This window comes from Streptomyces sp. NBC_00690 (genome assembly GCF_036226685.1).
GTDB lineage: Bacteria > Actinomycetota > Actinomycetes > Streptomycetales > Streptomycetaceae > Streptomyces.
The window spans coordinates 2,450,002-2,473,173 of record NZ_CP109009.1 but is presented as its reverse complement, the minus strand read 5'-3'; the positions used below and the strand labels follow the sequence as shown (position 1 = coordinate 2,473,173).

The following is a 23,172-nucleotide window of genomic DNA, read 5'->3' as shown; positions in this document are numbered from 1 at the left end:
GTGTCGAAGCGGCCCGTATGTGTTGTCTTGAAATATGACAAGGGGCCCGGCGGATGCCGGGCCCTTCGTCGTGCGGTGCTGCTCGCGTCAGTGGAACTGATGCATGACGGCATGGCCCTTGCCCCGGCCGATCAGCCACTTGTTCACCGGGGTGGTGACCAGGAAGGCGACCGCGAAGGCGATCGCCAGTGCGTACCAGAACAAGCCATCGGACAGTTGGGCGTGCATGGCTCCGGGCCAGAGGGCGAGCACGCTGTTGTCCGTGATCTCCATGACCAGGATGGAGAGCGTGTCGGCGGCCAGGGCGACCTTGACCGCGGCCTTGAAGCTCAGGCCGGCGCGCAGAATCGTGATCATGGTGAATGAGTAGCCGAAGATGAAGGCCAGGAAGATCGCGAGCGCCATCGTCGGAACGTTGTGCCAGCCGAGGGCCGTGCCGATCACCATGCCCAGCACTTCGCCGATGGCGCAGCCTATGAGGCAGTGGAGGGTCGCCCGGGCGGCCATGGACCAACTGACGCCGCCCTCAGTCGCATGCCCGGTGTGGCTGTCGTGGCCGCTGTGATCCGCCCTGCCAGGTGTGTGCTCGGGCTGCGAGTGCCCGGTGTGCACTGAGTGCTCGACGTGCTCTGGAGGATCGGGCTCTGAGCGCTGGGCGTGTCCGGCGTGCTCTGGGTGGGCGTGCTCTGTGTGCTGGTGGCTCGTGCCGTCCGCGCTCCGGTCATGACCCGCCCGATGGGCGTGAGCGTCGTGCTGCATGAGGGATCCCCAAAGTCAGGTGTGCGGTTCCGGTCAACGACGGAAACCCTATACCCCTATAGGGTATTCGTCATCAGCGAAGGCTCTTCAACCGCTCCACATCGGCCGCGTGCCCCTGTGGCCCCCCGGGCGTCTCGATGACCAGCGGCACGCCGTCGGTCGCGGGATGGCGCAGCAACTCCCGGAACGCCTCCACCCCGATGTGACCGGCGCCGATGTTCGCGTGCCGGTCCTTGCGCGCACCGGCAGCCTCCTGGGAGTCATTGGCGTGAATCAGTTTCAGCCGCCCTTCACCCACCGTCTTCACCAGGAGGTCGAGCGTCCGCTGCACCCCGAGCGGGTCCGCGAGATCGTGGCCCGCGGCATGGATGTGACAGGTGTCCAAGCAGATGCCGAGCTTGGGATGGGCGTCCAGGGCTTCGAAGTAGGGGCCGAAGTCCTCCGCTCGCGAACAGAGCGAGAAGCCCTGCCCGGCGGTGGACTCCAGCAGCAGAAACGGATCGTCGTCATGGGTCAGCTCATCCAGCAGCGGCAGCATCAACTCCCTCGCCTGGGCCAACGCCACCTCACGAGTACGGCCCCCGGTCGCCGAACCGGTGTGGACGACGACGCCCTGTGCGCCGATCTCCCGTCCCCGGCGCAAGGAGTGCCGCAGCGATTCCACCGACTTCTCGGCGGTCGCCTCGGTGTGCGACCCGAAGTTGATCAGATAGGGAGCGTGGACCCAGGCCGTCAGTCCGGCCTCGGCGCACCCGGCACGGAACTGCTCGTCCTGTGCGGGGTTCCCCGACGGGGTCGCCCAGCCGCGTGGATTGGCCACGAAGACCTGGACGGCCTCGGCCTTCAACTCACGGGCGTAGCCGAGGCCGATGGTCGCGAGACCTCCCGCCACGGGGACATGGCCGCCGACGGGGTTGCGCATGCGGTTCTCGATTCTCGCTGTTCTCACCGGGAGACGGGTGGGGCAAGTGGGACGGGGGGTGGCGGGCACGTTCGCGATCGACGGGAACCCTGCGACGGCACGCGGTATGCGGCACGCGGTATCGACATCAGCATCGAGGCAGGGTTTGTCGTCGACGGCCAGCAGTCGAGGCGCGGCGGCTCACCGGGACACGGCGATCACAGACCCTTGATCTTGATGGTGATGGTGCTGCCCTCGGGCGCCTCGTCGCCACCACCGGGTGACTGGCTCTCCACCGTGTCACCGAGGTACGGGAAGCTCTTCTCGGTCTTCACCTGGAAGCCGGCGGCCTCCAGTGCGTCCTTGGCCTCGCCGGCACTCTGACCCACCACATCGGGAACCGTGACCATCCGCGGCCCCTTGGACACCGTCAGCGTCAAGGTGTCACCGCTGGCGAGCCGGGTGCCCGCAGGCGCGGACTGCCGTGCCACCGTCCCGGCCGCCCCGGGCGCGAACACCCGCTCCGTGGCCACCTCGACCTCGAAGCCGGCACCCTCCAGCACGCTCGTCGCCTCCTGCACCGGCCGCCCGGTGACATCGGGCACCGTGATCGGGGCTCCCTTGCTGACGACGATCGCCACCGCGGAGTCCGGGCTGCGGCCCGTCCCCGCACCCGGATCCGTGCGGATGACCGCGCCCTGCGGGATCTCCTGGCTGAACGCCTTGGTGACCACCCCGGGCGCCAGCCCGACGTCCCGCAGCGCCCGCTCCGCGTCGTCGAGCGATTCGCCCCTGAGGTCGGGCACCCGGACGATCTCAGGGCCGCGCGAGACGATGAGCGTGACCGACCCATTGCCGCGGATGCGCTCGTGCGTGGCCGGATCGCTGCTGATGACGGCCCCACGTTCGACCGTCTCGCTGAACTCCTTGCGTACATCGCGCACATCGAGGCCCGAGTTCTTGAGGTCTTGCCGGGCCTCCTTCTCGGTCTTGCCGATGAGGGCGGGGACGCGGGTGAACTGCCCGGAGTTGATGTACCAGACGCCGGCACCCACACCGAGGACCAGCAGCAGGGCCGTGAGGGCGGCGAGGATGCCGCGTCGGGGCAGGGCCGGCCGGCGGCGCACCCGGGTGCGGTCCGGTGCGATCGGCGGCAGCACCAATCGAGCCGTATGGCTGACCCCGGACTCCGGAGCGGGCAGGGCCCGGCTGATCACGTCCGTACGCTCCTGGGAGCCCGTGCGATCGGCGGATGGCTCCCGGCCGGAAGGGCCCCTGCTGGCATCGACGGCCGACGCCCGGGGCGGCATCAGATCGAGTTGCTCGTCGCTGAGCCCGGCCCTGGTGCGACGCGCCCGGGCCAGCAGCGCCACCGCGTCGTCGGGGCGTGCATCGGGGTTGCGGGCCGTGGCGCTCGCCACCAGCGCGTCCAGTTCCGTCGCGAGCCCGGGCGCCAGCGCGGACGGCGGCTGAACGTCCTCGTGCAGATGCTGGTAGAGGACGTGCGCCGGTGTCTGGCCACCGTACGGTTTGGCGCCGGTGAGCATCTCGTAGAGCACGACCCCGCAGGCGTACACATCGGTGCGGGTGTCGGACGTGCCGTCCTCGATCTGCTCGGGGGCGAGGTAGGAGACCGTGCCGAGGACCGTGCCGGTGGTGTTGGTGACCGAGCCCACGGCGCGCACCAGTCCGAAGTCGGCCACCTTCACCCGGCCGTCGTCGCCGATGAGGACGTTCTCCGGCTTGATATCGCGGTGGACGAACCCGGCGCGGTGCGCTGCGCCCAGGGCCGCGAGCACGGCTTCGAGGATGTCGAGCGCGGCCCTCGGCTGGAGCGCGCCCCGTTCCCGCAGTACGTCGCGAAGGGTGCAGCCGGCGACGTACTCCATCGCCAGATAGACATAGGCACCCTCGGCGCCCTGGTCGAAGACCGCGACCACATTGGGGTGGGCGAGCCGCGCAACCGACTTGGCCTCACGGATGAAGCGCTCGACGAAGGTGACGTCCGTGGCGAGGGCGGGGTGCATGACCTTGAGGGCAAGCTCGCGGTCGAGACGGGTGTCGACGGCCCGGTAGACCGTGGCCATACCCCCGACGGCGATGCGCGCGTCGACGCGGTAGCGGCCGTCGAGCAGCTGCCCGACGAGGGGGTCCTGGAGGGTCGTGTCCACGGAGCGATTCTACGAGCCGGTACGGACACCCTGATCTGGTCGCGGCCGTACCGCAGCAGAGCTGTGACAGCCCGCACATGCCTACGGGCCTGCGCTTACCCGGGCGGGGCGGGCTGGCGGGGGCCTTCGTACCGCGGCGGGACGCCCGCTCGGCGGGTCTGCCGGCCCGTCCCCCGCGCGGCCGTACGGGTGCTGCTGGAGCGAGGTGTTCCGGTCTAGAACGCCGGGCGCTCCGGGTCGAAATCGGCCCTGCCGGTCTCCGGTGACGAGGCCAGGGCGAAGTGCCGGCGGGGGATACGCCCGGCGCGCGCGGCGAGGCGGCCGGCTGCCACGGCGTGCCGCATCGCCCGTGCCATCAGCACGGGCTCCTGGGCCCGGGTGACGGCGGAGGCGAGCATCACGGCGGCACACCCCAGTTCCATGGCGAAGGCGGCGTCCGACGCGGTGCCAGCGCCCGCGTCGAGGATCACGGGCACCTGCGCCCGCTCGGTGATCAACTGGAAGTTGTGCGGATTGCGAATGCCCAGCCCGGAGCCGATCGGCGACCCGAGGGGCATCACCGCGGCACACCCCGCGTCCTCCAGCTTCCGGGCCAGGATCGGATCGTCGTTCGTGTAGGGAAGCACGGTGAAACCGTCGTCGACCAGGGTCTCCGCCGCATCCAGCAGTTCGACCGGATCGGGCAGCAGGGTCCGCTCGTCGGCGACCACCTCCAGCTTGATCCAGTCGGTGCCCAGGGCCTCCCGGGCGAGCCGCGCGGTCAGTACGGCCTCGCCCGCGGTGAAGCAGCCTGCCGTGTTGGGCAGGACGCGGATGCCCAGTTTGTGGAGGACCGAGAGCACGGAGCCCTGCACGGTGGGATCGAGGCGGCGCATCGCCACCGTGGTGAGTTCGGTGCCGCTGGCCACGAGGGCGCGTTCCAGGGTGTCGAGGCTGGGCGCCCCACCCGTACCCATGATCAGTCGGGAGGCGAAGGAGATGTCCGCGATGGTGAGCGGATCGTCCGAGCCGGTGACTCCAGCGGTCTCTGGGTCTGTGGAGGCGGAGGAGGCGGGGGAGGCGGGCGTGGTCATGGGTCAGCCTCCCTGGACGGCGGTGAGGACTTCGACACGGTCTCCGTCGTCGAGCCGGGTCAGTCCCCAGCGGCTGCGGGGCACGACCGTCTCGTTCACCGCCGCCGCGACGCCCGTCGGAGCGGCGGTGAGCTGGGCGACCAGGGTGTCCAGGGTGGTTCCGGCGGTCACCTCGTGCCGCTCACCGTTGATGGACACCGCCACGGGCCGAGTGTTCATGCGGAGTGCTCCTGGGCGAGGGGGGAGAAGCGGTGCGGGGCGAAGGGGAGCGCCTCGTCGGGCAGGACGCCGCAGACGAGGGCCGAGGCCATCACATCGGCGGTGAGGGGGGTGAGCAGGACACCGTTGCGGTAGTGCCCGGTGGCGACCAGCAGGCCGGGCAGTGCGGTCGGGCCCAACAGGGGGGCGTTGTCCGGGGTGCCGGGGCGCAGCCCGGCCCGGGTCTCGACCAGGGGGAGTTCGGTGATGCCGGGCACCAGTTCATGGGCGTCCCGCAGCAGTTCGTAGACGCCTCCCGCGGTGACCGTGGTGTCCCATCCCAACTCTTCGCTGGTTGCGCCGACGACCAGTTCGCCATCCTGTCGGGGCACCAGATAGATGGAGCCGCCCCGCACCACCGCCCGGACGGTCCGGGACAGGAAGGGTGCGAAGGCGGCGGGCACGGTCAGCCGCAGAATCTGCCCCTTGACCGGTCGTACCGGCGGCAGGACGTGCGGCGGCACGCCCTCCAGGTCCCTGCTGTAGCTGCCGCCCGCAAGCACGATCTGCTCGGCGTGGAGCTCTCGACCGTCCGCGAGCCGGACGCCCACCGCCCGGTCGCCGTGAACGGTGAGGGCCTGTGCCCAATGGTGGTGGAAGACCACCCCGGCTCGTTCGCAGGCGGTGACCAGCGCGGAGGTGAGCCGCCGTGGGTCGACCTGGTGGTCGCCGTCCACTCGCAGTCCGCCGCGTACGCCCGGGGCGAGCATCGGTTCGAGGCGTCGGCATTCGCGGCCCGACAGCCACTGCGATTCCAGCCCGGAGCGCTGTTGCAGGGCGTGGAGCTCCCGCAGATGGGCCCGGTCGTCGCTGTCGAGGGCGACCGCCAGGGTGCCGCAGGGTCGGTAGCCGACCTCCTGCCCGGTGCACTCCTCCAGTTCGGCGGAGAAGTCGGGGTAGCGGCGGGCGGATTCCAGATTGAGGGCGAGCAGTGCCTGTTCGCCGTAGTGGAGTTCGGTGACGGCGGCGAGCATGCCCGCGGCGACCTGGGCCGCACCGCCGCCCGGCGTCGGATCGACGACGGCGACGCTCAGGCCGTGCTGGGCGGTCCGCCAGGCTGTCGCCAGGCCGATGATTCCGCCCCCGATGACGAGGACGTCGACGCCCCGGGACGGTTCGTGTGCGCCCTGCGCTGTGGCGCGGGTGCGGGGAATGTACGGCACGGTGGCCCGGCTCCTCCCTTCGCCGGCATGACCCGGATCAGGTTCGTACGGTCGGAGGCCGGTCAGCCTCCCTCTCAGCCCGGTGCGTCCGGGCTCCCGCGAGTGCTTTACGGTGGCCACCCTAACCCCCGGCCCCAACTCGCGTTAAGTGTCGGCCGTGCACCCCGGTCCGATCGAGTGGGCCCATGAACGAGGGAGCACGGAGCATGCCAAGGTCACTGGACGGGCTCGTCGCCGCCCCGGTCGCGGATCAGGCACCCGGCCAGGTGGGCACCAGCACCCGGTTCGCCTACCACGAGCGGGACGGCCGGATCTGGGCCGAGTACGAGGGCGGCGACGTGGCCCAGGGCTTCCTGGTCGGGACCCGCGAGGGCGATCGGATCGACTTCCGCTATGTCCAGCTCAAGATCGACGGGACCACCTCATCGGGCCACTGCGTCTCCTCGGTCGTCGAGTTGGCCGATGGGCGGATCCGGTTGGACGAGACCTGGGAGTGGGAATCGCAGGAGGGCCACGGCACGAGCGTGGTCGAAGAGGTCGCCCCACTCACCTGACGCTACGTCAGCTGTTTAGGGTGGAGGCGTGAGCGAGCAGCAGAGGCAGCGAGTGACGGTCGTCGGCGCGGGCATGGCGGGGGTGCAGACCGCCGTTGCACTGCGGGAGCAGGGCTTCACCGGCCCCATCACCCTGATCGGAGCCGAACCCCACCAGCCGTACGACCGACCGCCCCTCTCCAAGGCCGTACTGCTCGGCAAGGCGGAGGACTCCGCCTTCGAGGTCGACTTCGAGGCACTGGACATCGAACTCCGCCTGGGCGTCGACGTCACCGGAGTGCGCGCCGCCGCGAAGGAACTGGACACCGAGGCGGGGCCCGTCCCCTACGACACCCTGGTCATCGCCACCGGGGCCGAACCGATCGAACTGCCGGGCACCGAGGGCGTCCCCGGCGTCCATCTGCTGCGCACGCTCGACGACGCGGCCCGACTACGGCCCGTACTCGACCGGCAGCACGACATCGTGGTCGTCGGCGCGGGGTGGATCGGGGCCGAGTTCGCCACGGCGGCCCGGGCGGCTGGTTGTGCGGTCACCGTGGTCGAGGCCGCGGACCTCCCGCTGGTCGGTGCACTGCCCGCCGAGGTCGCAGCTCCGATGGCGGCCTGGTACGGCCAGAGCGGAGTGCAATTGCTCACCGGCGCTCGGGTCGCCGGAATCGAGGACGGCTCGGTACTGCTCGCGGACGGTCGGCGCATTCCGGCCGGGGCCGTCGTCGTCGGCATCGGGGCCCGGCCCGCCACCTCCTGGCTGTCCGACTCGGGCATCGAGATCGGCACGGACGGCGCCGTCGTCGCCGACGAGCACCTGCGCACCTCCCTGCCGTCCGTGTACGCCGTGGGCGACTGCGCGTCCTTCCCTTCGGCGCGCTACGGCAGACGACTGCTCGTCCACCACTGGGACAACGCACTCCAGGGACCCCGAACGGTCGCGTCCAACGTGATCGCCGACGGGTCGGGCACCCCACCGCAGACCTACGACCCCGTGCCGTACTTCTGGTCCGAGCAGTTCGGCAGGTTCGTGCAGTACGCCGGCGACCACGCGGCTGCGGACACGACGGTGTGGCGGGGCCACCCCGATAACGCGGAGGGCGCGGATGAGACGGGCTGGTCGGTGCTCTGGCTGCGTCGAGGGGCGTTGGTCGCCCTGCTCGCCGTGGGCCGACCCCGCGACCTGGCGCAGGGGCGCAAGCTCATCCAGAGCGGCGCACCCTTGGTCGTCGAGCGTGCCGCCGACCCGTCCATCCCCCTGAAGGCCGCTTCCCAGTAAATCGAAATGGGCGTTCTGCCAGGCCGCTGACCAGCGATTCCCCTCACACATCCCCGGATGGCAACCCTCGACGACCGGGGCCCGGCTACCGGCTGACAGTCCCAGATGGCAGGCTTGTCCCGTGACCGAGATTGACGCAAAGATCGATGCCCTTGTGCCTGACTGGCTCAACCTCCCCGACATCGCGGAGAAGCTCGGAGTCGAGGTGACCCGTGTGAGGCAGTTGGTCAAGGAGGGCCAGCTGATCGCGGTGCGCCGCGGGGAGAACAGGGCGCTCCATGTCCCCGCCGCCTTCATCAGCGAAGACAAGGTGGTGAAGGGGCTCGCCGGAACCCTGACCCTGCTGAGGGACGACGGCTTCAGCGACGCGGAGATGCTGGAGTGGCTCTTCACTCCCGACCCGTCTCTGCCGGGCACCCCCGCCCAGGCGCTCAGCGAGAACCGCGGCACGGAGGTGAAGCGCAGAGCGCAGGCACTCGCCGTCTAAGGGTTGTCGTCGAGCGCCCGCAGGGATCACGGGACGGTCCTCGGGCCGCGTCTGACACATCCCGTCATTCATGGGAGGCCGCGGAGTTCGCCGCCGCCTCTCCACACACGGTGGTCCACCCCGCCCGGGTCGCGCCATCGCGAACGACACAGCACCAGCGGTGTGCGGCCAATTGACCGTGTCACGGTCCGGTCGCACACCGCCGAGCAACTCCGGGGGGATCAGCATGTCCGCGACTCACGCGCCGTCGTCCGAACCGTCCACACGGGCGGTGGCGGACGCCGAGCAGCTGCGCAGCGCCCTGGCCGGTGCCCGGCTCTATCTGTGCACCGACGCCAGGACACGGCAGGGGGACCTCCCCGACTTCCTCGACGCGGTCCTCTCCGGCGGGGTGGACATCGTGCAACTGCGGGACAAGGGCATGGAGGCAGCGGAGGAGTTGGAGCACCTCCGGATCTTCGCGGACGCCTGCCGCAGGCACGGCAAGCTCCTCGCGGTGAACGACCGCGCCGACGTGGCCCACGCCATCAGCTCGGACGTGCTCCATCTGGGCCAGGGCGACCTGCCCGTACCCGCGGCCCGCGCCATCATCGGCGCCGCCCCCCTGGTCGGGCGTTCCACCCACTCCGCCGCCGAAGCCACCGCCGCGGCCGTGGAGCCCGGCGTGGACTACTTCTGCACCGGACCGTGCTGGCCCACCCCCACCAAGCCGGGGCGCCACGCTCCCGGCCTCGACCTGGTCCGACACACGGCCGCCCTCAACACCGAACGCCCCTGGTTCGCCATCGGCGGCATCGACGCGGGGAACCTCGACGAGGTGCTGGACGCCGGTGCACGGCGGGTGGTCGTCGTCCGGGCCGTCACCGAGGCCACCGACCCGGCCGCCGCCGCAGCAGCACTCAGGGCACGGATCGTGGCGCGCGGTCACTGAGCGCAGCCGATATCGATCTCCACCGCCCGATTACGGACAGTGTGTGTCCGATAGATGGACTCCGGTTGGGATGCCTTCCTGGCCCCCGCTAGCCTGCGAGCATGGCCCTCGGAACCTCATCGACCAGGACGGATCGCGCACTGACAGTGCGCGAACTGCTCGCCACAGGCAAGACCTCCTACTCCTTCGAGTTCTGGGCGCCAAAGACCGAAAAGGGCGAGCGCAACCTCTGGAACGCGCTGCGCAGGATCGAGGCGGTGGCTCCCAGCTTCGTCTCGGTGACCTACGGCGCGGGCGGCTCCACCCGCTCCGGGACGGTGCGGGCGACCGAGCAGATCGCCTCCGACACCACGCTGACTCCGGTGGCCCACCTGACCGCGGTCAACCACTCCATCGCGGAACTGCGCAACATGATCGGCCAGTACGCGGACGCCGGTATCCGCAACATCCTCGCGGTCCGCGGCGACCCGCCCGGCGACCCGACCGCGGAGTGGATCAAGCACCCCGAAGGCGTCGAGTACGCGGCCGATTTGGTCCAGCTGATCAAGGAGTCGGGGGACTTCTGCGTCGGCGTTGCCGCCTTCCCCGAGATGCATCCGCGCTCCCAGGACTGGGACACGGACATCCGCCACTTCATCGCCAAGTGCCGGGCCGGGGCGGACTATGCGATCACCCAGATGTTCTGGCAGCCGCAGGACTATCTGCGCCTGCGCGACCGGGTCAGCGCGGCAGGCTGTGACACCCCCATCATTCCCGAGATCATGCCGGTCACGAGCGTCAAGCAGCTCGAACGATTTGCTCAGCTCAGCAATGCCGCATTCCCGTCCGAGCTGAAAGATCGCATCCACTCCGTCAAGGACGATCCCACCGCTGTACGCTCCATGGGTATCGAGTTCGCAACGGAGTTCTGCGCAGAGTTGCTTTCCGAGGGTGTCCCCGGTCTGCACTTCATCACGCTCAACAACTCGACTGCGACGCTCGAAATCTACGAGAATCTCGGACTGCACGTGCAGTCGTGACCGGCCGTACCCGTCCTGAGCCGGGGCGGCGGCCGAAGGAGAGGGGCGGGCATGGGCTGGACGGTCCTCTATATCGCTTTCGGTGTCGTCGCGCTGTGGTTGCTCGGCGAGGTCCTGCTGCAGTACAAGGCGCGGCTGCGCTGGCGGCTGTTGGCCTTCGGCGGCTTCCTCGGAGTGGTCATCGGCGTACTGATGTCATCCGTTGCCGTCATCGGTCTCGGTGCCATCGCCTTCGCCATCGGCCAGACCTGTGTGACGCTCTCCTTCCGCAAGGGCTTCTCCACCGGCTGGGCCATCGGCGGCGGTCCGGGGGCGAGCCGTCGCCGTCGGGCGGGTAGCGGCGACGGGCCGCGCGAGCCGGCCCTTGAGGTGTCCCCGATCGAGGAGAACGCGCAGGCGTTCGCCGCCATGGAGACCACCGTGGGGCCCCAGGCCATATACGAGCCGCTGCCCCTGCCCGACGAGACCGGTCAGTACGGCGTCTACAGCGATGCGGCCTACGACGCCCTGAACGCCCGCCAGGACGACGAACAGCACCAGAGCCCGACCGCAGGCGATCCCCAGGGCGCCGATGCCCACACGGACGCATACGCCAGCGCTTTCGACCCGTACTACGCCCAGCAGCAGCCCGCCGAGCAGGAGAACCCGGCCGGGCAGTACGACTACGGCACCGGGCAGCAGCAGTACGCGGCCTACTCGGACCCGTACGTCGGCGGACAGCAGTACGGCACCTACGAGAGCTACGACAGCTTCGGCAACGAGCAGCCGTACGCGACGGACCCGTACTACGCCCAGCAGCCGCACTCGGACACCCCTCCGGGAGGCGTGTGGGTCCCGCAGCAGCGCGACACCGATGAGCAGCCGCACGAGGAACCCGCGCAGTACGGCTACGACTCCGGCCAGAACGACCAGCAGTACCGCTACTGAGGCTGTTCGTCTCGCTCGCGGTCACTGGGAACCGCGGAAGTCCGCTCCCTCGACGATCAGACCGGCGACGAGCGCTCCCGACATCCCCACATGCGCCAGCCCGCCGCCCGGATGGGCATGACCCCCCACCAGCAGGAGCCCGGGCAGCAGCGTGCTGTTCCCCGGGTGCAACCAACGCCCCTGCGCCCCGGCCAGCGCGGGCGCGGTCAACACACCCGTCTCGACCGGTGTCAGGACCTCGTGCCACAGCAGTCTTTCGCGCAGCTCCCGCGCCCCGCCGGTCGCTCGCCCCGCCGTGTCGATCAGCAGCTCCGCATAGCGCTCGCGCAATGCCTTGTCGGACCAGTCGAGCCGCTCGCCCTGTCGCGCGACCGTGGCGCTCACGGTGATCGCCTCGTGCTCGGCGTCCGGCCGGGTCAGCGGATCGTCGGGGCGCAGCACCGTGACCGTGGGGTGTTCGGCGGCCCGGCCGCTGAAGACGGCAGCCGCCTCCGCTTCCGTGTCGGGAGAGTGCACCACCGTCCGGTGGGCGGTCGACGATCGGGCGCCCCGCAGCGCCAGCAGAACCGTGAACCTACCCGGCTGCACCGCGGCGGGCTGGTTCACCGGCTGTGCGGACATCTCGTCGTCCTGCTGGAGCGGGCGGTCGAGCAGGTCCCGGGCGTTCCCGACACCCGCGACCACCCAGTCCGCCTCTGCAACGGTCCCGTCGACCAGGGCGACCCCGGCGGCCCGGCCGTCCTGCTCGACGATCGATGCGACCTCGGCGCCGAAGACGAACTCGACCCTGCGGGCGACACACCGCTCGTACACCGCGCGGGCCAACTCCCGCAGCCCCCCTGTCACATACCAGCTGCCGAAGGTCTGCTCCATGTACGGCAGCAGGGCTGCGCCCGCCGGGGCGCTGCGCGGGTCGAGGCCGTAGGAGAGGGCGTACGCGTCGAAGAGGGCTGCCAGCCGGGGATCGTCCAGCTCCCAGGCGCCCACTTCGGCGACCGTGCCGGCCTGGCGGGAGCGCAGCAGTCTGCGCCGGCGCACCGCGGGATACGGATCGCGCTCCAACGACTGCCGGTCCGACCGCAGCGGCTCCTCCAGCAGTGGCCGGCGCGAGCGGTCCCAAGCCTCCCGGGCCCGCCCGAGGAACGCGCCCCACCGCTCACCCGCCCCCGAACCCAGCGCCCCCTCCAGCGCGGAGACGATGCCGGCCCTGGACGCGTTGGGCAGGGAGACATCGCTACCGTCGGCGAACAGATGACGACTCGCCGGGTCGGTCTGCACCAGATCGACGCACTGCTCCAGTGGTTCCTTGCCGGTTTTGACGAACAGGTCCCGCCACACGGCCGGTAGGTGCAGCAGGCCAGGGCCGGTGTCGAAGACGAACCCGTCACGCCGAACGGATCCCACGACTCCGCCGTAGGTCTCCGAGCGCTCGAACACCGTCACCCGATGGCCCGCCACGGCGAGCCGCGCAGCAGCCGCCATGGCACCCATTCCCGAGCCGATCACTGCAATCCGTGCCATGCCGCCGACTCTATCGACCGCCACTGACACCGCCGCCAGGTGTGCCGGACCGGCAGCTCACCCCGAGGGTCTGCCGCCCGCCGCCAGACGTTTCTCCTCGCGGCGCTGGGCTCTGCGTCGAAGGAAGCGCCGGATCCTGCTGGCGAGCAGGACGACCGTGACGAGGCCCAGTACCAGCAGCACTCCCGCGATGACGGCAGCCGCCACGGGATTGAACATGGCGAACGTGATGATCCCGGCGACGCCGAGGTCCTCCGTCACGCTCAAGGCGACATTGCTGAACGGCTCGGGGGAGGTGTTGACCGCCATCCGGGTGCCCGCCTTGACCAGATGGCTCATCAGGGCGGTGGAACCGCCCACCGCGCCGGCCGCCAGTTCCGGGAGCGAGCCGCTCTCACCGGCCAACAGCGCTGCTACGACCGCCCCGGCGATCGGGCGGATCACGGTGTGGGCCGTGTCCCACACCGAGTCGACGTACGGAATCTTGTCCGCCACGGCCTCACAGAGGAACAGCACCCCCGCGGCGATCAGCACATCGGTGCGCTGGAGCGATTCGGGTACTTCGTCGGTGAGTCCGGTGGCGCCGAAGATGCCGAGGAGCAGGACCACGGCGTAGGCGTTGATCCCGCTGGCCCAGCCGCTCGTGAACACAAGGGGGAGTACGGACACGGACGCGATCGTATCCAGGGACCGCCGCTCGGCGCTGGGGTCGGATGCGCAGCGGTGAGTACTGGTACCTAGTCGTCGACTTGAGTATCCGTACGGATGGGCCGTCATGCTGCGGAGGGAAGAGTGGTGATCACGCAGGAGGGGCCAGCGCCGGTACCGCCGACACGGGGTGGCGGAACGGCGCGGCTCCTCCGGGACATCCGGCCCGACACCGATGAACGACCTCGGGCTCTCCGCGTCTGCGGGGGAGCGGAGAGCCCGAGGACCCACGGGGGATCAGAAGGGGTTCACGGGAGAGGGACGGGGGAGTACGAGCCCCACGGGCACGGGGGAAGCGCCTGTGGGGCACGGGGGAAGCTCGGGGGAACGACGGGGGAAGCGGTAGGGACACCGGTCCGGTGGACACTCGAAGATTCGGGTGCCACCGGGCCGGTGTCTTTCGTACGCACGCTTCTTCCGGCTCCGGACGGGACGGGCCCCTCCGGCATGGTGGGACGGGTCAGCGACCGCTCACCCTTCCGTGCAGCAGGCGGGAGAGTGCGGCGTGGACGTCGTCGAGCGTCCGCTCCCGCTGGAACGACTGCCAGTCCAACGCCGCCACCAACACCATCCCCACGAGGGCGGCGGCGGTGAGCGGAATGTCGATCTCGGCGCTGAGCTCGCCGTTGTCCACGGCCTCCCGGAGCACCGTCTCGACCACGGCGACCGCCTGTTGGCGCACCACCAGCAAGGTCGACTGCCACGCCCTGTTGGTACGCCACAGTTCGGCGACGTACAGCTGGGTGAAGGCCGGGTAGCGGTCGATGAAGACCAGGCCGGCCCGGATCATCTCGTCCAGCGCGGCCACCTTCGTCCCGCCGCGCTCGGCCGTCCGGTCGGCGGCGGACTGGAGTGAGGCGGTGAGCAGCCCGACCCCGTACCGCAGCAGTTCCTCGAAGAGTTCCGTCTTGCTCTTGAAGTTGTAGTACACCGTGCCCTTGGCCACTCCGGCGCGCTCGGCGATCTCGTCCACCGTGGTCGCCGAGAAACCCTGCTCGGCTATCAGTGTCACTGCCGCCTCGTACAGTTTCGCCCGTGTCGCCCGGCGTCTGGTGCTGCTGCTGTCCCTCGCGTCCATGGTGCCGATTCTCACAGGTTCGACCCGCTTCCCGGATCGCTCCGGGCTCTTCGCGGCACCTCAGAGGCTCAGTTCGGGGTGGAGTCGATCCAGCGTCCACACCTGTTTGCGGCGCGCGGACAGTGCCGTGAGGGCGAGCGCGCCCGCGGTGAACGCGAGCAGGACGGCACTGGCCTGCCACACCGGATCGAGCCCACCACCCGTGATCAGCCTGCGCAGCGCCTCGACCACATGGGTCATCGGCAAGAAGGGGTGCAGGGCGTTGAAGAACGCCGGGCTGGTCTGGACGGGATAGGTGCCGCCGGCAGAGGTCAACTGGAGCATCAGCACGGCGAGTACGAGGATGCGCCCCGCGGCACCGAAACGGGCGTTCAGCCACTGGATGATCGAGGCGAAGCAGCCGATGGTGAGCGCCAGGAACGCGACCGTACCGCCGGCGTGGGCCAGGGTCAGCCCGAGCCCCCAGTGCAGTACCGACATGAGTGCGCCGACCTGTACCAGTCCGATCGCTACCACCGGCAGCCACCCCGCCAGCGCGATCCGCCAGGCAGAGCCTCCCGCGGCGAGCGCCCGACGGTTGAGCGGCGAGACGATCATGTAGGCGACCATGGCGCCCACCCACAGGGAGAGCGGGATGAAGTACGGAGCGAAGCCGGTGCCGTAGTTGGGCGCCTCGTTCAAGGACGTGCTCGCGAGGCGTACGGGGTCGGCCATCACCTCCGTACGGCGGTCACGGTCCGGCTCGTCGTAGTCCGGGATCTTGGTGACACCGTCCTTGAGGCCGCCGGCCAGGTCCGCGGATCCATCGGCGAGCTTGAACAGTCCGCCGTCCAGGTTCCCGGCGCCCTTCGTCAGCTTGCCGACCCCGGAGTCCAGTTCGGTGGAGCCGGACTGCGCGCCGCCCAGCCCCGAATGCAGCTTCTTCGCCCCTTGGAAGACGTTCTTCGCCCCGGAGTTGAGGGCGTTGACCTTCTTCACGGCGGAGTCGAGGTCGTCGTCGAGACCGGGGGCGCGCCGGGCGAGGTCGTCCGCCTCGCCCTGGAGGTCGGCGAGCTTGGCGTCGAACCTCTTGAACTCGCGCTTGTTCCCCTGCACCGAAGCGTTGGCGTCTTTCGCGGCACCCGCCGCTGCCGTGGCCGCGGTACTGGCCCGCTGGAGGGCGGGGCAGGCCGCATCCGGCTGCTCGGCCTCCACACAGCGCTCGCGGTGGATCGCGGCCAGTTCATCGGCCGAAGTACGCGCCGTGGCGGCTGCGGTCGGGGCCGCGCTCACCATGGTCTCCATCCGTTCGCGCAGCGCCCGGGAGGAGTCGGCGGCCACTCGGGCCGCCTTTCCGATCGACTTGCCGTCGTCCTTCAGATGGGGACGGACGCCGTCGGCGAGCCCGTTGACTTTGTCCGCGAGGGTCTGTGTCCCGGAGGCGAGCTGCCGCGAGCCCGACTCCAGTTCGCCGGCTCCTTCGGTGAGCTCGGTCAGACCGCCCGCCAGCTTTCCCGCGCTGGCCTTCGCGTCCTTGAGGCCCTCCGCGAGGTCACGGGAGCCCTTCTTGGCCTCCCCGATGCCGCCCTTCAACTCGGTCGCGCCCTTGGCGGCCTCCTCGGTCGCCGTGTGGATGTCGGAGAACGAGATGAAGATCCGGTCCAGGAAGCCGCGCGACGCCTTCGCCGACGCAGCCGTGCGGACCTCGGCGAACACCGTCCGGGAGATCTGCCCGACGATGTAGTTGTTGGCGTCGTTCGTGTGCACCTGGAGTGCGCCGGTCTCGGGGGAGTCGCCCTCGCTGGACGCGATGCGTGAGCTGAGGTCCTTCGGCAGGGTCAGGGAGAGGTAGTACGCGCCGTTCTCGACGCCTTCGCGTGCCTCATCGGCGCTGACCTCGTGCCAGGCGAACACATCGCTGTCGATCAGGCCCCGCGCGATCTCGTCGCCCGCCGAGATCTGCTCGCCCCGTGCGGTCGCACCGTCGTCCTCGTTGACGAGGGCCACGGGCACCCGGTCGAGTTGTGCGTAGGGGTCCCAGAAGGACCACAGGTACAGCGCCCCGTACAGCAACGGCAGCAAGACGACCGCGACGATCGCGGCACGTGGCAGCTTTCCCCTGCCGAACCTCCTAAGTTCAAGCGCGGCCAGTCTCGGCGAGCGCATCCGACGTTCCCCTCTGTGCGTCCCGTTCGTTCTTCTCGCTCGCCGTGCCCTCGTGCGTTCCGGCGCTGTCGTCGTCCTGGTCACCGGATTCCGCCCGGTCGGCAACCGGGTCGTCGGAGTGCGGTGCGGTCGCGGCCGATACGCCGGTCCGTACGGTCGTGGCATCCGGCGGAGCCTGACTGGAGACCGCCAGTACGGTCGTGCCGTCCGCGGCGACCGACCGCAGCAGCGCCCAGGCGGCGCGCCGGTCGGCGGCGGAGAGCTTGAGGTCGGTGTCGTCGACCGCGAGCAGTTGGGGGCGGCCGATCAACGCCAGGGCGACGGACAGCCGAAGGGCCTCCAGCCGCTCCAGGTCGCGTACCGCCGTGCGATCCCCCTTGGGGAGTACGGCCGGGTCGAGCCCCGCCACTTTCAACGCCTCTTCGATCCGCCGCCGTGCACCGGCGCGGCGGTCGGCCCGTGAGCGCAGCAGGCTCCGGGTCAGTTCGGTCAGCGAGCCGTCGAACCGGCGCTGCATGAGGGCCCGTTCGCGTAGGTGCTCGGCGACGGTCAGCGCCGGATCGAGTTCATTGACTCCCGGCACATGGCCCAGGGCGCTGATCGCGCGGACGGCGGCCAGCTTGCGCGGCAGGGGGAGTCCATCGACCTCGGCACTGCCTTCGGTGGTGCGCATCCTGCCGCTGAGGGCGAGCAGGAGGCAGGTCCGCCCGGAGCCGGACGGCCCTTCGACGGCGATGAGCGAGCCCGGTTCGGCCTGGAGGTCCATTCCCCGGAACGCCCAACCCCGCGGCCCTTTGAGCCCGAGGCCCTCGGCGCTGATGTGCGCCCCGCGTGGTCCGTCCACACGTCCCCCTCTTTTGAACTGACCAGTCAGTTCAAAAACTATCGCGAACCTTTGATCACGGCAAAAGCGCAGGTCGAAGCCGATTGTCAGTGGCGCCCTTCACGATGGGTACATACGGCTACAGAGCCGTCACACGACGACAGGAGGCTCGTCATGGCCAACCGTCATCCGGCCGCCGCACACCGGCGCCGTGTCACCGGCCCTGTCCCCTCACTGGCCGGGCCCGCGAGCGACGTCCACCCCGTCCTGCGGCGCGCAACGGCGCCGCCCGCGGCCCTCGATCTCCTGGCCCAGGCCCGCACCGGGCTCGATGAGGCCGCCACCCTCGATGTGCCCAACGAGCGCTATGCGAGGGCCCATCTGGCCGCCCTGCGCACCGCGGCGGCCGTACTGGCCGCCCGGGGGCATCCCGATGGCTCCCCCGCAGGGCCACCGGCCTCGGGGAGCGCTCCCCGTCGCGGTCGACGGGCGGGCATCCGCACCGCCTGGGAACTGCTGCCCGAGACCGCACCCGAACTCTCCGAGTGGAGCACCCTGTTCGCCTCGGGCGCCGCTCGTCGGGCGCGGGCCGAAGCCGGCATAGCCGGTGCGGCGAGCAGCCGCGATGCCGATGGACTCCTGCGTGACGCCGCCATGTTCCTGCGGCTCGTCGAGCGGATGCTGATCGTCCAACCGGTCCTGCCGCTCCCGAGGGAAGGCCGGACGGATGCGGCGCAGGAGGAGGACGCGGAGGCGGTGCGGGGAGCCTGAGGTCCTATGAGATCTTCAGGCTCTCTCCTGTGGGTGCCTCCCCGAGCCGGGCGAGGTTCGCGGAGAAGGTCCGCCAGCCGCGGGAGCGGTTGCGGTGCCGCGGATCGAGCAAGCATGTCCTCCCGCGCACGGGAGAGGAGTGCCTGCGACGGCCGAGGTCAGTGCAGGCCGTCACATGAGACGGAACGCTGGGACATGCGGTGGAGGCAATAGGGTGGGAGATGTTCCAAGCCCACCGAGCGTCCATCGATCAGGTCCGACCCGACATCCGTCGGCCCAGGTCATCGCACACCGTCCGCCCCGTCGCGCCGCAGCGGTCCCGGGGGCGGCACCCGTTCGAGGAGTCAACTGCCGTGCCGGACCAGTCCCCCCGTGGGGAGACCCCACCGCGCCCGCCCCGGGCCTCTCTGCGCACCTCCGTGGTCTGGGAAGTCCTGAAGGACGCTCTCGACCGTCGGGTCAAGGCGACCGGGACGGACGTCCTCGACGTCCTCGACACCGGCGGCGGCAGCGGCTCGTTCGCCGTACCGGTCGCGCAGCTCGGCCACCGGGTCACCGTGGTCGACCCCAGCCCCAACGCCCTCTTCGCGCTGGAGCGCCGCACCGCCGAGGCCGGTGTCGCCGAACGCGTCCGCGGCGTGCAGGGCGATGTGCACGGCCTCTTCGACGTGGTGGAACGCGGCTCCTACGACATCGTCCTGTGCCACGGGGTCCTGGAATACGTGGATGACCCCGTCGAGGGCGTGCGCAACGCGGTGGACGCCCTGCGGCCCGAGGGTGCGATCAGTCTGCTGGTGGCAGGGCTGGGCGGTGCCGTCATCGCCCGCGCCCTCGCCGGCCACTTCGCCGAGGCGCGCCAGGCGCTGACCGACCCCGCCGGACGTTGGGGCGACGGCGACCCGGTGCCCCGTCGATTCACTGCCGAGCAGCTCACCGAATTGTGCGGGGAGGCCGGAGTGGAGGTCGGTGCCGTGCACGGCGTACGGATCTTCGCGGATCTGGTCCCCGGCGTTCTGGTGGACACCGAGCCGGGTGCTCTGGACGCCCTCCTCAAGCTGGAGGCGGCCGCCGCCGAGCTCTCCGCATTCCACTCGGTCGCCTCCCAGCTGCACGTCCTGGGTGAGAAGCACGCCTGATCAGGGGCTCAGCCGCAGATGGAGTACGCCACAGACCCCCCGATCGTGTCGATCTCCCCGTATGATCGAAGGACACCATCCGGCATGACGGATCGGAGGTTGGGGAATCTACGCCTCAACAGCCAAAGCCGCCGTGGCGGCCCAAGCTGGCGAATTGGCGTAGAGGGCGGGTTTCACGGGGGCGATTCCCTGCCTATCCTGAAAGGGCCGCAAACGGTCGCCCCCGCGGCCGACGACTAGGAGGACTCCGTGCCGCTCTCGGAGCACGAGCAGCGAATGCTCGAGCAGATGGAGCGAGCGCTGTACGCCGAAGATCCCAAGTTCGCTACAGCGCTTGAGGGAAGCGGGCTGCGTACGTACACCCGGCGACGGGTCTACCAAGCGGTCGCGGGCTTCCTGGTGGGTATCGCGCTCCTCATGGCCGGAATGGTCGCGCAGCAGATCTGGATCAGCGTGGTGGGGTTCCTCGTCATGCTGGGCTGTGCGGTCCTGGCGGTCACCGGATGGCGCAAAGCGCCGAAGCCGGGTGAGCAGCAGACCCTGGGGGATGCGGCAGCGGGTGCTCGCCGCCAGCCCCGTCAGTCCCGTCAGCGTAAATCGGTGATGGACCGGATCGAAGAGCGGTGGCAGCGCCGCCGCGACGAGCAAGGCCACTGAAACAACCGATCCCGCCGGCCCGGTGTCCGGGCCGGCTTTGTTGGACCCAGCTGCTCCTCAGCACCGCCTTGTCAGGCCGTCGAACCCGCTCCGTCGGTGGAACGCCTGACAAACGTCTGTGACGCGCGGCCGTGGTCTTCGTGACCCCGGCTCTGCGCAAGCCACGTCACCTCTGGTCAGTGCCATCCGCTCCGGTCCATGCCGGGGTGGGTCGCCCGCCCGGCGGCAGCGACGGTCGTCCGGACCGGTCCCCGGGCCAACCCTCGTCCCCTTGCCCGCGTGTCCCCGTTCCCATCCGGGGCTGCTCACCATCTGATCGCCAGACGTCCGAGAGGGCCGACGCGCTGCACTGCGTCGGCCCTCTGTCATGCATCCGATCCGTCCGGTCAGCTCCGCTGCCGCAACGGGCGGCGCAGTAGCGCTGCCCCACGGGCCGGCGACCAGCGGCTTGCGCGCAACCGCTCGGCGACGGTGATCCAGCGGGCTGAAACGGCCCAGATCACCCGAATGGACGATCGGGGCAGGAGAAGTGCCCGTAGCCGGGTGCCTCTGCCCGCTGCTGCACCCAGCCCCGCTCGGATGCGTGCGGCATCGTCGACCAGGCCACCGGTGACCTGGCGGTGGGGCGCGTACAACACCTTCTCGACGGCGCCGGCCATCTGGTGGACGGTGTCCGCCGCCTCGCCTTCGAGTTGTCCCTCGCGAACGATCCGGGCCGCGGTCCTGCGCGGTGTGTCGGAGCCGTCCGGTGCGATTCCGTGGTCCCAGGCCGTGTCCAGCACCTCGTGCCACGCTGCCAACGTCCGGTGCGTGGCATCCGCCTCCGTGCGCCCGCCGGAACCCAGCCGTCGGGACCGGATTCTCAGTCTCAGCAGCATGGGCGACAGCGGCACGAGCAGTGCGACCAGCACCGTCACACCGGTGAGCAGGACGTTCCAGGCCGAGGCGCCCGCGTCGGTGGGGGTGGCCAGGTCCTGCGGCGCGGCGGCGCCGCACTCACCGAGGCGTCGCAGTTCCGGGGAGCAACTGTCGGTGGGCGACGGGGCCGCCGACGGCTCGTTCGACGCTGCCGCCTCGGGTGCGGTGGGGTTGCTCGGGGCCCCGGACGGGGTCTCGGGCTGTGCGTACTGGGGAACGTTGCCCCGGCTGGGGGTGGGCTCGAACCGTGTCCATCCCACGCCCTCGAAGTACAACTCGGGCCAGGCGTGGGCATCCCGCACTGCCACGGAGACCGTGCTGTCCGCCCCCGGAGTGCCGGGGGTGAAGCCGACCGCGACCCGCGCGGGTATCCCCAGGGTGCGGGCCATGGCTGCCATGGAGAACGAGAAGTGGATGCAGAATCCCTGCTTGTCCCGGAGGAACCGGACGATCGCCTGGCTCCCCGTGCCTGACTGCACCTGGGTGTCGTAGGTGAAGCCACCGCCCACGGTGAACCACTCCTGGAGCATCACCGCTCGCTGGTAGTCGTTGTTCGCGCCGCGGGTCACGTTCTCCGCCGTCCTGCGCACGACTGCGGGTAGGGAGTCCGGAACCCTGGTGTACTCGCGCCGCAGCTTGGCCGGGGCCGGCGGTGCCTGCGCCAACTGCTCCGCCGTGGGCTCCACCAGCAGACTTTCCACCGTGTACTGGGCACTGCGCGTGTCCTCGCCGCGGTCACCGACCACGGTCCTGCCCTCGGGCTCGAACCGCCAGCGGCCGTCGATCGACACCTCCGTCGCGGGATAGGGGAGGGGGAGCCAGTTCTGTTCGTAGTACCCGGCGGCCGTGATGTTCGTCCTGATCGCGGTGGTCTTCACCGACGGGCTCAGCCCGGGCGGCCGGGGCAGCCGGTCGGGCACGTCCTCGACTTTCCGCTCGGAGGACTTCCAGGTGGTTCCGTCGAACTGGTCGAGTGCCACGAACCGCAGATAGTGGTCCTCGATCCCTGCGGCACTGGTGCGATAGCGCATGACCTCGCGGTTGTCCGACTGGTTCAGATTGTCCTGGAGCGACACCAGGGGGTTCACCGCGGTGATCGTGCCGCCGCCCGAGCCGGAGCCCTCTCCGGCGCCGACGCCGGCCAGCAGACCGCCGTCCATCGCGGGCAGCGCGGCCGGCACCACGAGCGCGACTCCCAGGGCGAGCGCTCCGATGCGCCGTCCCGTGCGAACGGACGCCAGGGGCACACCACCGTCGGATTCGAAGGCCCGCGCCCCACGCGGGGGAGCGGCCGGAGCACCTCGGAACACCCGACCCCACCGGGAGACCCGATCCTTGCTCTCGGCCAGCAGGAGCAGCAGGAACCCGGAGGCTGCGAGCAGGAACCACAGCCAGTTGGCACCTCCACCCGAGAGTCCGGCGGCGACCGAGTACAAGGCCAGCAGGGGCAGTCCCGCCGGCGCAGCGCTGCGGAGCGTGACCGCTATGACGTCGACGCACAGGCCGATCAGCAGGACTCCGCCGACCACCATGAGTCGGATGCCGTCCGTGGTCGGTGCGGGCGTGGCGTAGCGGCTGATGTCCTGTCCGCCCGTGGCGAGCAGTTCACCGAACCACTGGAATGTCGCAGGACCAGGAATCACTCCCAGCACCGCCTGGCCACGGGCGAAGACCCAGGTGAGCAGGGACAGGGCCACCAGTGTCTGGAGGGCCACCGTCAACAGCCGGGCCAGCGAAATCCGCCGGGCAGCCGCACCGACAGCGCTCTGGATCCCCAGCAGCAGGGCCGCCTGCACAAGCCACCCGGGCGAGTCCAACAGCGGCAGCAGTGCGCTCGCCGTCATCACCGTGGCGGCGTAGGCGCAGAGCGCCAGCCGTCCTCGACCGCTCATGTCGTACCCCCAC

General features: G+C 70.3%; 21 protein-coding genes and 1 riboswitch. Of the genes, 9 read left to right on the top strand and 12 right to left on the bottom strand.

Features of this window, described 5'->3' with window-relative positions:
- Positions 1 to 87: 87 nt before the first annotated feature.
- The 6 genes from OID54_RS10925 to thiO form a co-directional block, all read right to left on the bottom strand.
- Positions 88 to 759, bottom strand: a complete 672-nt coding sequence (locus tag OID54_RS10925; protein WP_443055562.1) for a DUF4396 domain-containing protein — start codon at positions 757 to 759, stop codon at positions 88 to 90.
- 73 nt (positions 760 to 832) lie between these two features.
- Positions 833 to 1,681, bottom strand: a complete 849-nt coding sequence (locus tag OID54_RS10920) for a deoxyribonuclease IV (RefSeq protein WP_329027403.1) — start codon at positions 1,679 to 1,681, stop codon at positions 833 to 835.
- 197 nt (positions 1,682 to 1,878) lie between these two features.
- Entirely contained in the window at positions 1,879 to 3,831 is a 1,953-nt protein-coding gene (gene pknB / locus OID54_RS10915; RefSeq protein WP_329017504.1) for a Stk1 family PASTA domain-containing Ser/Thr kinase, read from the bottom strand.
- A 215-nt stretch (positions 3,832 to 4,046) separates the two neighbouring features.
- A complete protein-coding gene (locus tag OID54_RS10910; RefSeq protein ID WP_443055765.1) occupies positions 4,047 to 4,787 on the bottom strand; it encodes a thiazole synthase in 741 nt (246 codons plus the stop codon).
- Between the two features lie 120 nt (positions 4,788 to 4,907).
- Positions 4,908 to 5,123, bottom strand: coding sequence for a sulfur carrier protein ThiS (gene thiS / locus OID54_RS10905; protein ID WP_329017498.1), 216 nt, complete (start codon positions 5,121 to 5,123; stop codon positions 4,908 to 4,910).
- Complete coding sequence (gene thiO, locus OID54_RS10900) at positions 5,120 to 6,316, bottom strand: glycine oxidase ThiO (protein WP_329027401.1); 1,197 nt, start codon at positions 6,314 to 6,316, stop codon at positions 5,120 to 5,122. The genes thiS and thiO overlap by 4 nt, the downstream gene beginning before the upstream one ends.
- A 5-nt stretch (positions 6,317 to 6,321) precedes the next feature.
- A riboswitch (TPP riboswitch) is annotated at positions 6,322 to 6,435 on the bottom strand.
- Between the two features lie 96 nt (positions 6,436 to 6,531).
- Here thiO and OID54_RS10895 point away from each other — a divergent pair.
- From OID54_RS10895 to OID54_RS10870, 6 genes are all read left to right on the top strand, one after another.
- A complete protein-coding gene (locus OID54_RS10895; RefSeq protein ID WP_329017495.1) occupies positions 6,532 to 6,879 on the top strand; it encodes a hypothetical protein in 348 nt (115 codons plus the stop codon).
- A gap of 28 nt (positions 6,880 to 6,907) precedes the next feature.
- The gene (locus OID54_RS10890; protein WP_443055561.1) at positions 6,908 to 8,146 is read left to right on the top strand and encodes an NAD(P)/FAD-dependent oxidoreductase; all 1,239 of its coding nucleotides are present in this window, start codon (positions 6,908 to 6,910) and stop codon (positions 8,144 to 8,146) included.
- A 121-nt stretch (positions 8,147 to 8,267) separates the two neighbouring features.
- Positions 8,268 to 8,633: an Rv2175c family DNA-binding protein gene (locus OID54_RS10885; protein ID WP_329017492.1), complete on the top strand. Its 366-nt coding sequence runs from the start codon at positions 8,268 to 8,270 to the stop codon at positions 8,631 to 8,633.
- Between the two features lie 226 nt (positions 8,634 to 8,859).
- Positions 8,860 to 9,564, top strand: coding sequence for a thiamine phosphate synthase (gene thiE / locus OID54_RS10880; RefSeq protein ID WP_329017489.1), 705 nt, complete (start codon positions 8,860 to 8,862; stop codon positions 9,562 to 9,564).
- A 101-nt stretch (positions 9,565 to 9,665) separates the two neighbouring features.
- Positions 9,666 to 10,583, top strand: coding sequence for a methylenetetrahydrofolate reductase [NAD(P)H] (gene metF, locus OID54_RS10875; protein ID WP_329017486.1), 918 nt, complete (start codon positions 9,666 to 9,668; stop codon positions 10,581 to 10,583).
- A 51-nt stretch (positions 10,584 to 10,634) separates the two neighbouring features.
- Complete coding sequence (locus OID54_RS10870) at positions 10,635 to 11,510, top strand: hypothetical protein (protein WP_329017482.1); 876 nt, start codon at positions 10,635 to 10,637, stop codon at positions 11,508 to 11,510.
- Positions 11,511 to 11,531: 21 nt separating this feature from the next.
- On the opposite strand, the gene OID54_RS10865 is transcribed toward OID54_RS10870, so the two are convergent.
- The 5 genes from OID54_RS10865 to OID54_RS10845 all read right to left on the bottom strand — a co-directional run bounded on the left by OID54_RS10865 (position 11,532) and on the right by OID54_RS10845 (position 17,806).
- Positions 11,532 to 13,031 carry a phytoene desaturase family protein gene (locus OID54_RS10865; protein ID WP_329017479.1) on the bottom strand — a complete coding sequence of 500 codons (1,500 nt, stop codon included), beginning with the start codon at positions 13,029 to 13,031 and terminating at the stop codon, positions 11,532 to 11,534.
- Positions 13,032 to 13,088: 57 nt separating this feature from the next.
- Positions 13,089 to 13,700 (bottom strand): DUF4126 domain-containing protein, encoded by a 612-nt coding sequence (locus OID54_RS10860; RefSeq protein WP_329017476.1) that lies wholly within the window; start codon positions 13,698 to 13,700, stop codon positions 13,089 to 13,091.
- Between the two features lie 499 nt (positions 13,701 to 14,199).
- Positions 14,200 to 14,817 carry a TetR/AcrR family transcriptional regulator gene (locus OID54_RS10855; RefSeq protein WP_329017473.1) on the bottom strand — a complete coding sequence of 206 codons (618 nt, stop codon included), beginning with the start codon at positions 14,815 to 14,817 and terminating at the stop codon, positions 14,200 to 14,202.
- Positions 14,818 to 14,877: 60 nt separating this feature from the next.
- A complete protein-coding gene (locus OID54_RS10850) occupies positions 14,878 to 16,962 on the bottom strand; it encodes a YhgE/Pip domain-containing protein (RefSeq protein WP_329017470.1) in 2,085 nt (694 codons plus the stop codon).
- Entirely contained in the window at positions 16,934 to 17,806 is an 873-nt protein-coding gene (locus OID54_RS10845) for an ATP-binding cassette domain-containing protein (protein WP_329017467.1), read from the bottom strand. The genes OID54_RS10850 and OID54_RS10845 overlap by 29 nt, the downstream gene beginning before the upstream one ends.
- 153 nt (positions 17,807 to 17,959) lie before the next feature.
- Between OID54_RS10845 and OID54_RS10840 the strand changes: the two genes are divergently transcribed.
- The 3 genes from OID54_RS10840 (at position 17,960) to OID54_RS10830 (ending at position 20,349) form a co-directional block, all read left to right on the top strand.
- Complete coding sequence (locus OID54_RS10840) at positions 17,960 to 18,556, top strand: SAV_6107 family HEPN domain-containing protein (protein ID WP_329017464.1); 597 nt, start codon at positions 17,960 to 17,962, stop codon at positions 18,554 to 18,556.
- A gap of 419 nt (positions 18,557 to 18,975) precedes the next feature.
- Positions 18,976 to 19,692 (top strand): class I SAM-dependent methyltransferase, encoded by a 717-nt coding sequence (locus OID54_RS10835; RefSeq protein ID WP_329027398.1) that lies wholly within the window; start codon positions 18,976 to 18,978, stop codon positions 19,690 to 19,692.
- Positions 19,693 to 19,941: 249 nt separating this feature from the next.
- Positions 19,942 to 20,349, top strand: coding sequence for a DUF3040 domain-containing protein (locus OID54_RS10830; RefSeq protein WP_329017462.1), 408 nt, complete (start codon positions 19,942 to 19,944; stop codon positions 20,347 to 20,349).
- A gap of 386 nt (positions 20,350 to 20,735) precedes the next feature.
- On the opposite strand, the gene OID54_RS10825 is transcribed toward OID54_RS10830, so the two are convergent.
- Positions 20,736 to 23,159 carry a transglutaminase TgpA family protein gene (locus OID54_RS10825; RefSeq protein ID WP_329017459.1) on the bottom strand — a complete coding sequence of 808 codons (2,424 nt, stop codon included), beginning with the start codon at positions 23,157 to 23,159 and terminating at the stop codon, positions 20,736 to 20,738.
- Positions 23,160 to 23,172 lie beyond the last annotated feature (13 nt).

Coding starts and splice junctions, on each gene's coding strand:
- OID54_RS10855 (WP_329017473.1), bottom strand. CDS start 14,817: ATGGACGCGAGGGACAGCAGCAGCACCAGACGCCGGGCGACACGGGCG.
- OID54_RS10895 (WP_329017495.1), top strand. CDS start 6,532: ATGCCAAGGTCACTGGACGGGCTCGTCGCCGCCCCGGTCGCGGATCAG.
- OID54_RS10920 (WP_329027403.1), bottom strand. CDS start 1,681: ATGCGCAACCCCGTCGGCGGCCATGTCCCCGTGGCGGGAGGTCTCGCG.
- OID54_RS10825 (WP_329017459.1), bottom strand. CDS start 23,159: ATGAGCGGTCGAGGACGGCTGGCGCTCTGCGCCTACGCCGCCACGGTG.
- OID54_RS10840 (WP_329017464.1), top strand. CDS start 17,960: ATGGCCAACCGTCATCCGGCCGCCGCACACCGGCGCCGTGTCACCGGC.
- thiE (WP_329017489.1), top strand. CDS start 8,860: ATGTCCGCGACTCACGCGCCGTCGTCCGAACCGTCCACACGGGCGGTG.
- OID54_RS10910 (WP_443055765.1), bottom strand. CDS start 4,787: ATGGGTACGGGTGGGGCGCCCAGCCTCGACACCCTGGAACGCGCCCTC.
- thiS (WP_329017498.1), bottom strand. CDS start 5,123: ATGAACACTCGGCCCGTGGCGGTGTCCATCAACGGTGAGCGGCACGAG.
- OID54_RS10870 (WP_329017482.1), top strand. CDS start 10,635: ATGGGCTGGACGGTCCTCTATATCGCTTTCGGTGTCGTCGCGCTGTGG.
- metF (WP_329017486.1), top strand. CDS start 9,666: ATGGCCCTCGGAACCTCATCGACCAGGACGGATCGCGCACTGACAGTG.
- OID54_RS10865 (WP_329017479.1), bottom strand. CDS start 13,031: ATGGCACGGATTGCAGTGATCGGCTCGGGAATGGGTGCCATGGCGGCT.
- OID54_RS10925 (WP_443055562.1), bottom strand. CDS start 759: ATGCAGCACGACGCTCACGCCCATCGGGCGGGTCATGACCGGAGCGCG.
- OID54_RS10850 (WP_329017470.1), bottom strand. CDS start 16,962: ATGCGCTCGCCGAGACTGGCCGCGCTTGAACTTAGGAGGTTCGGCAGG.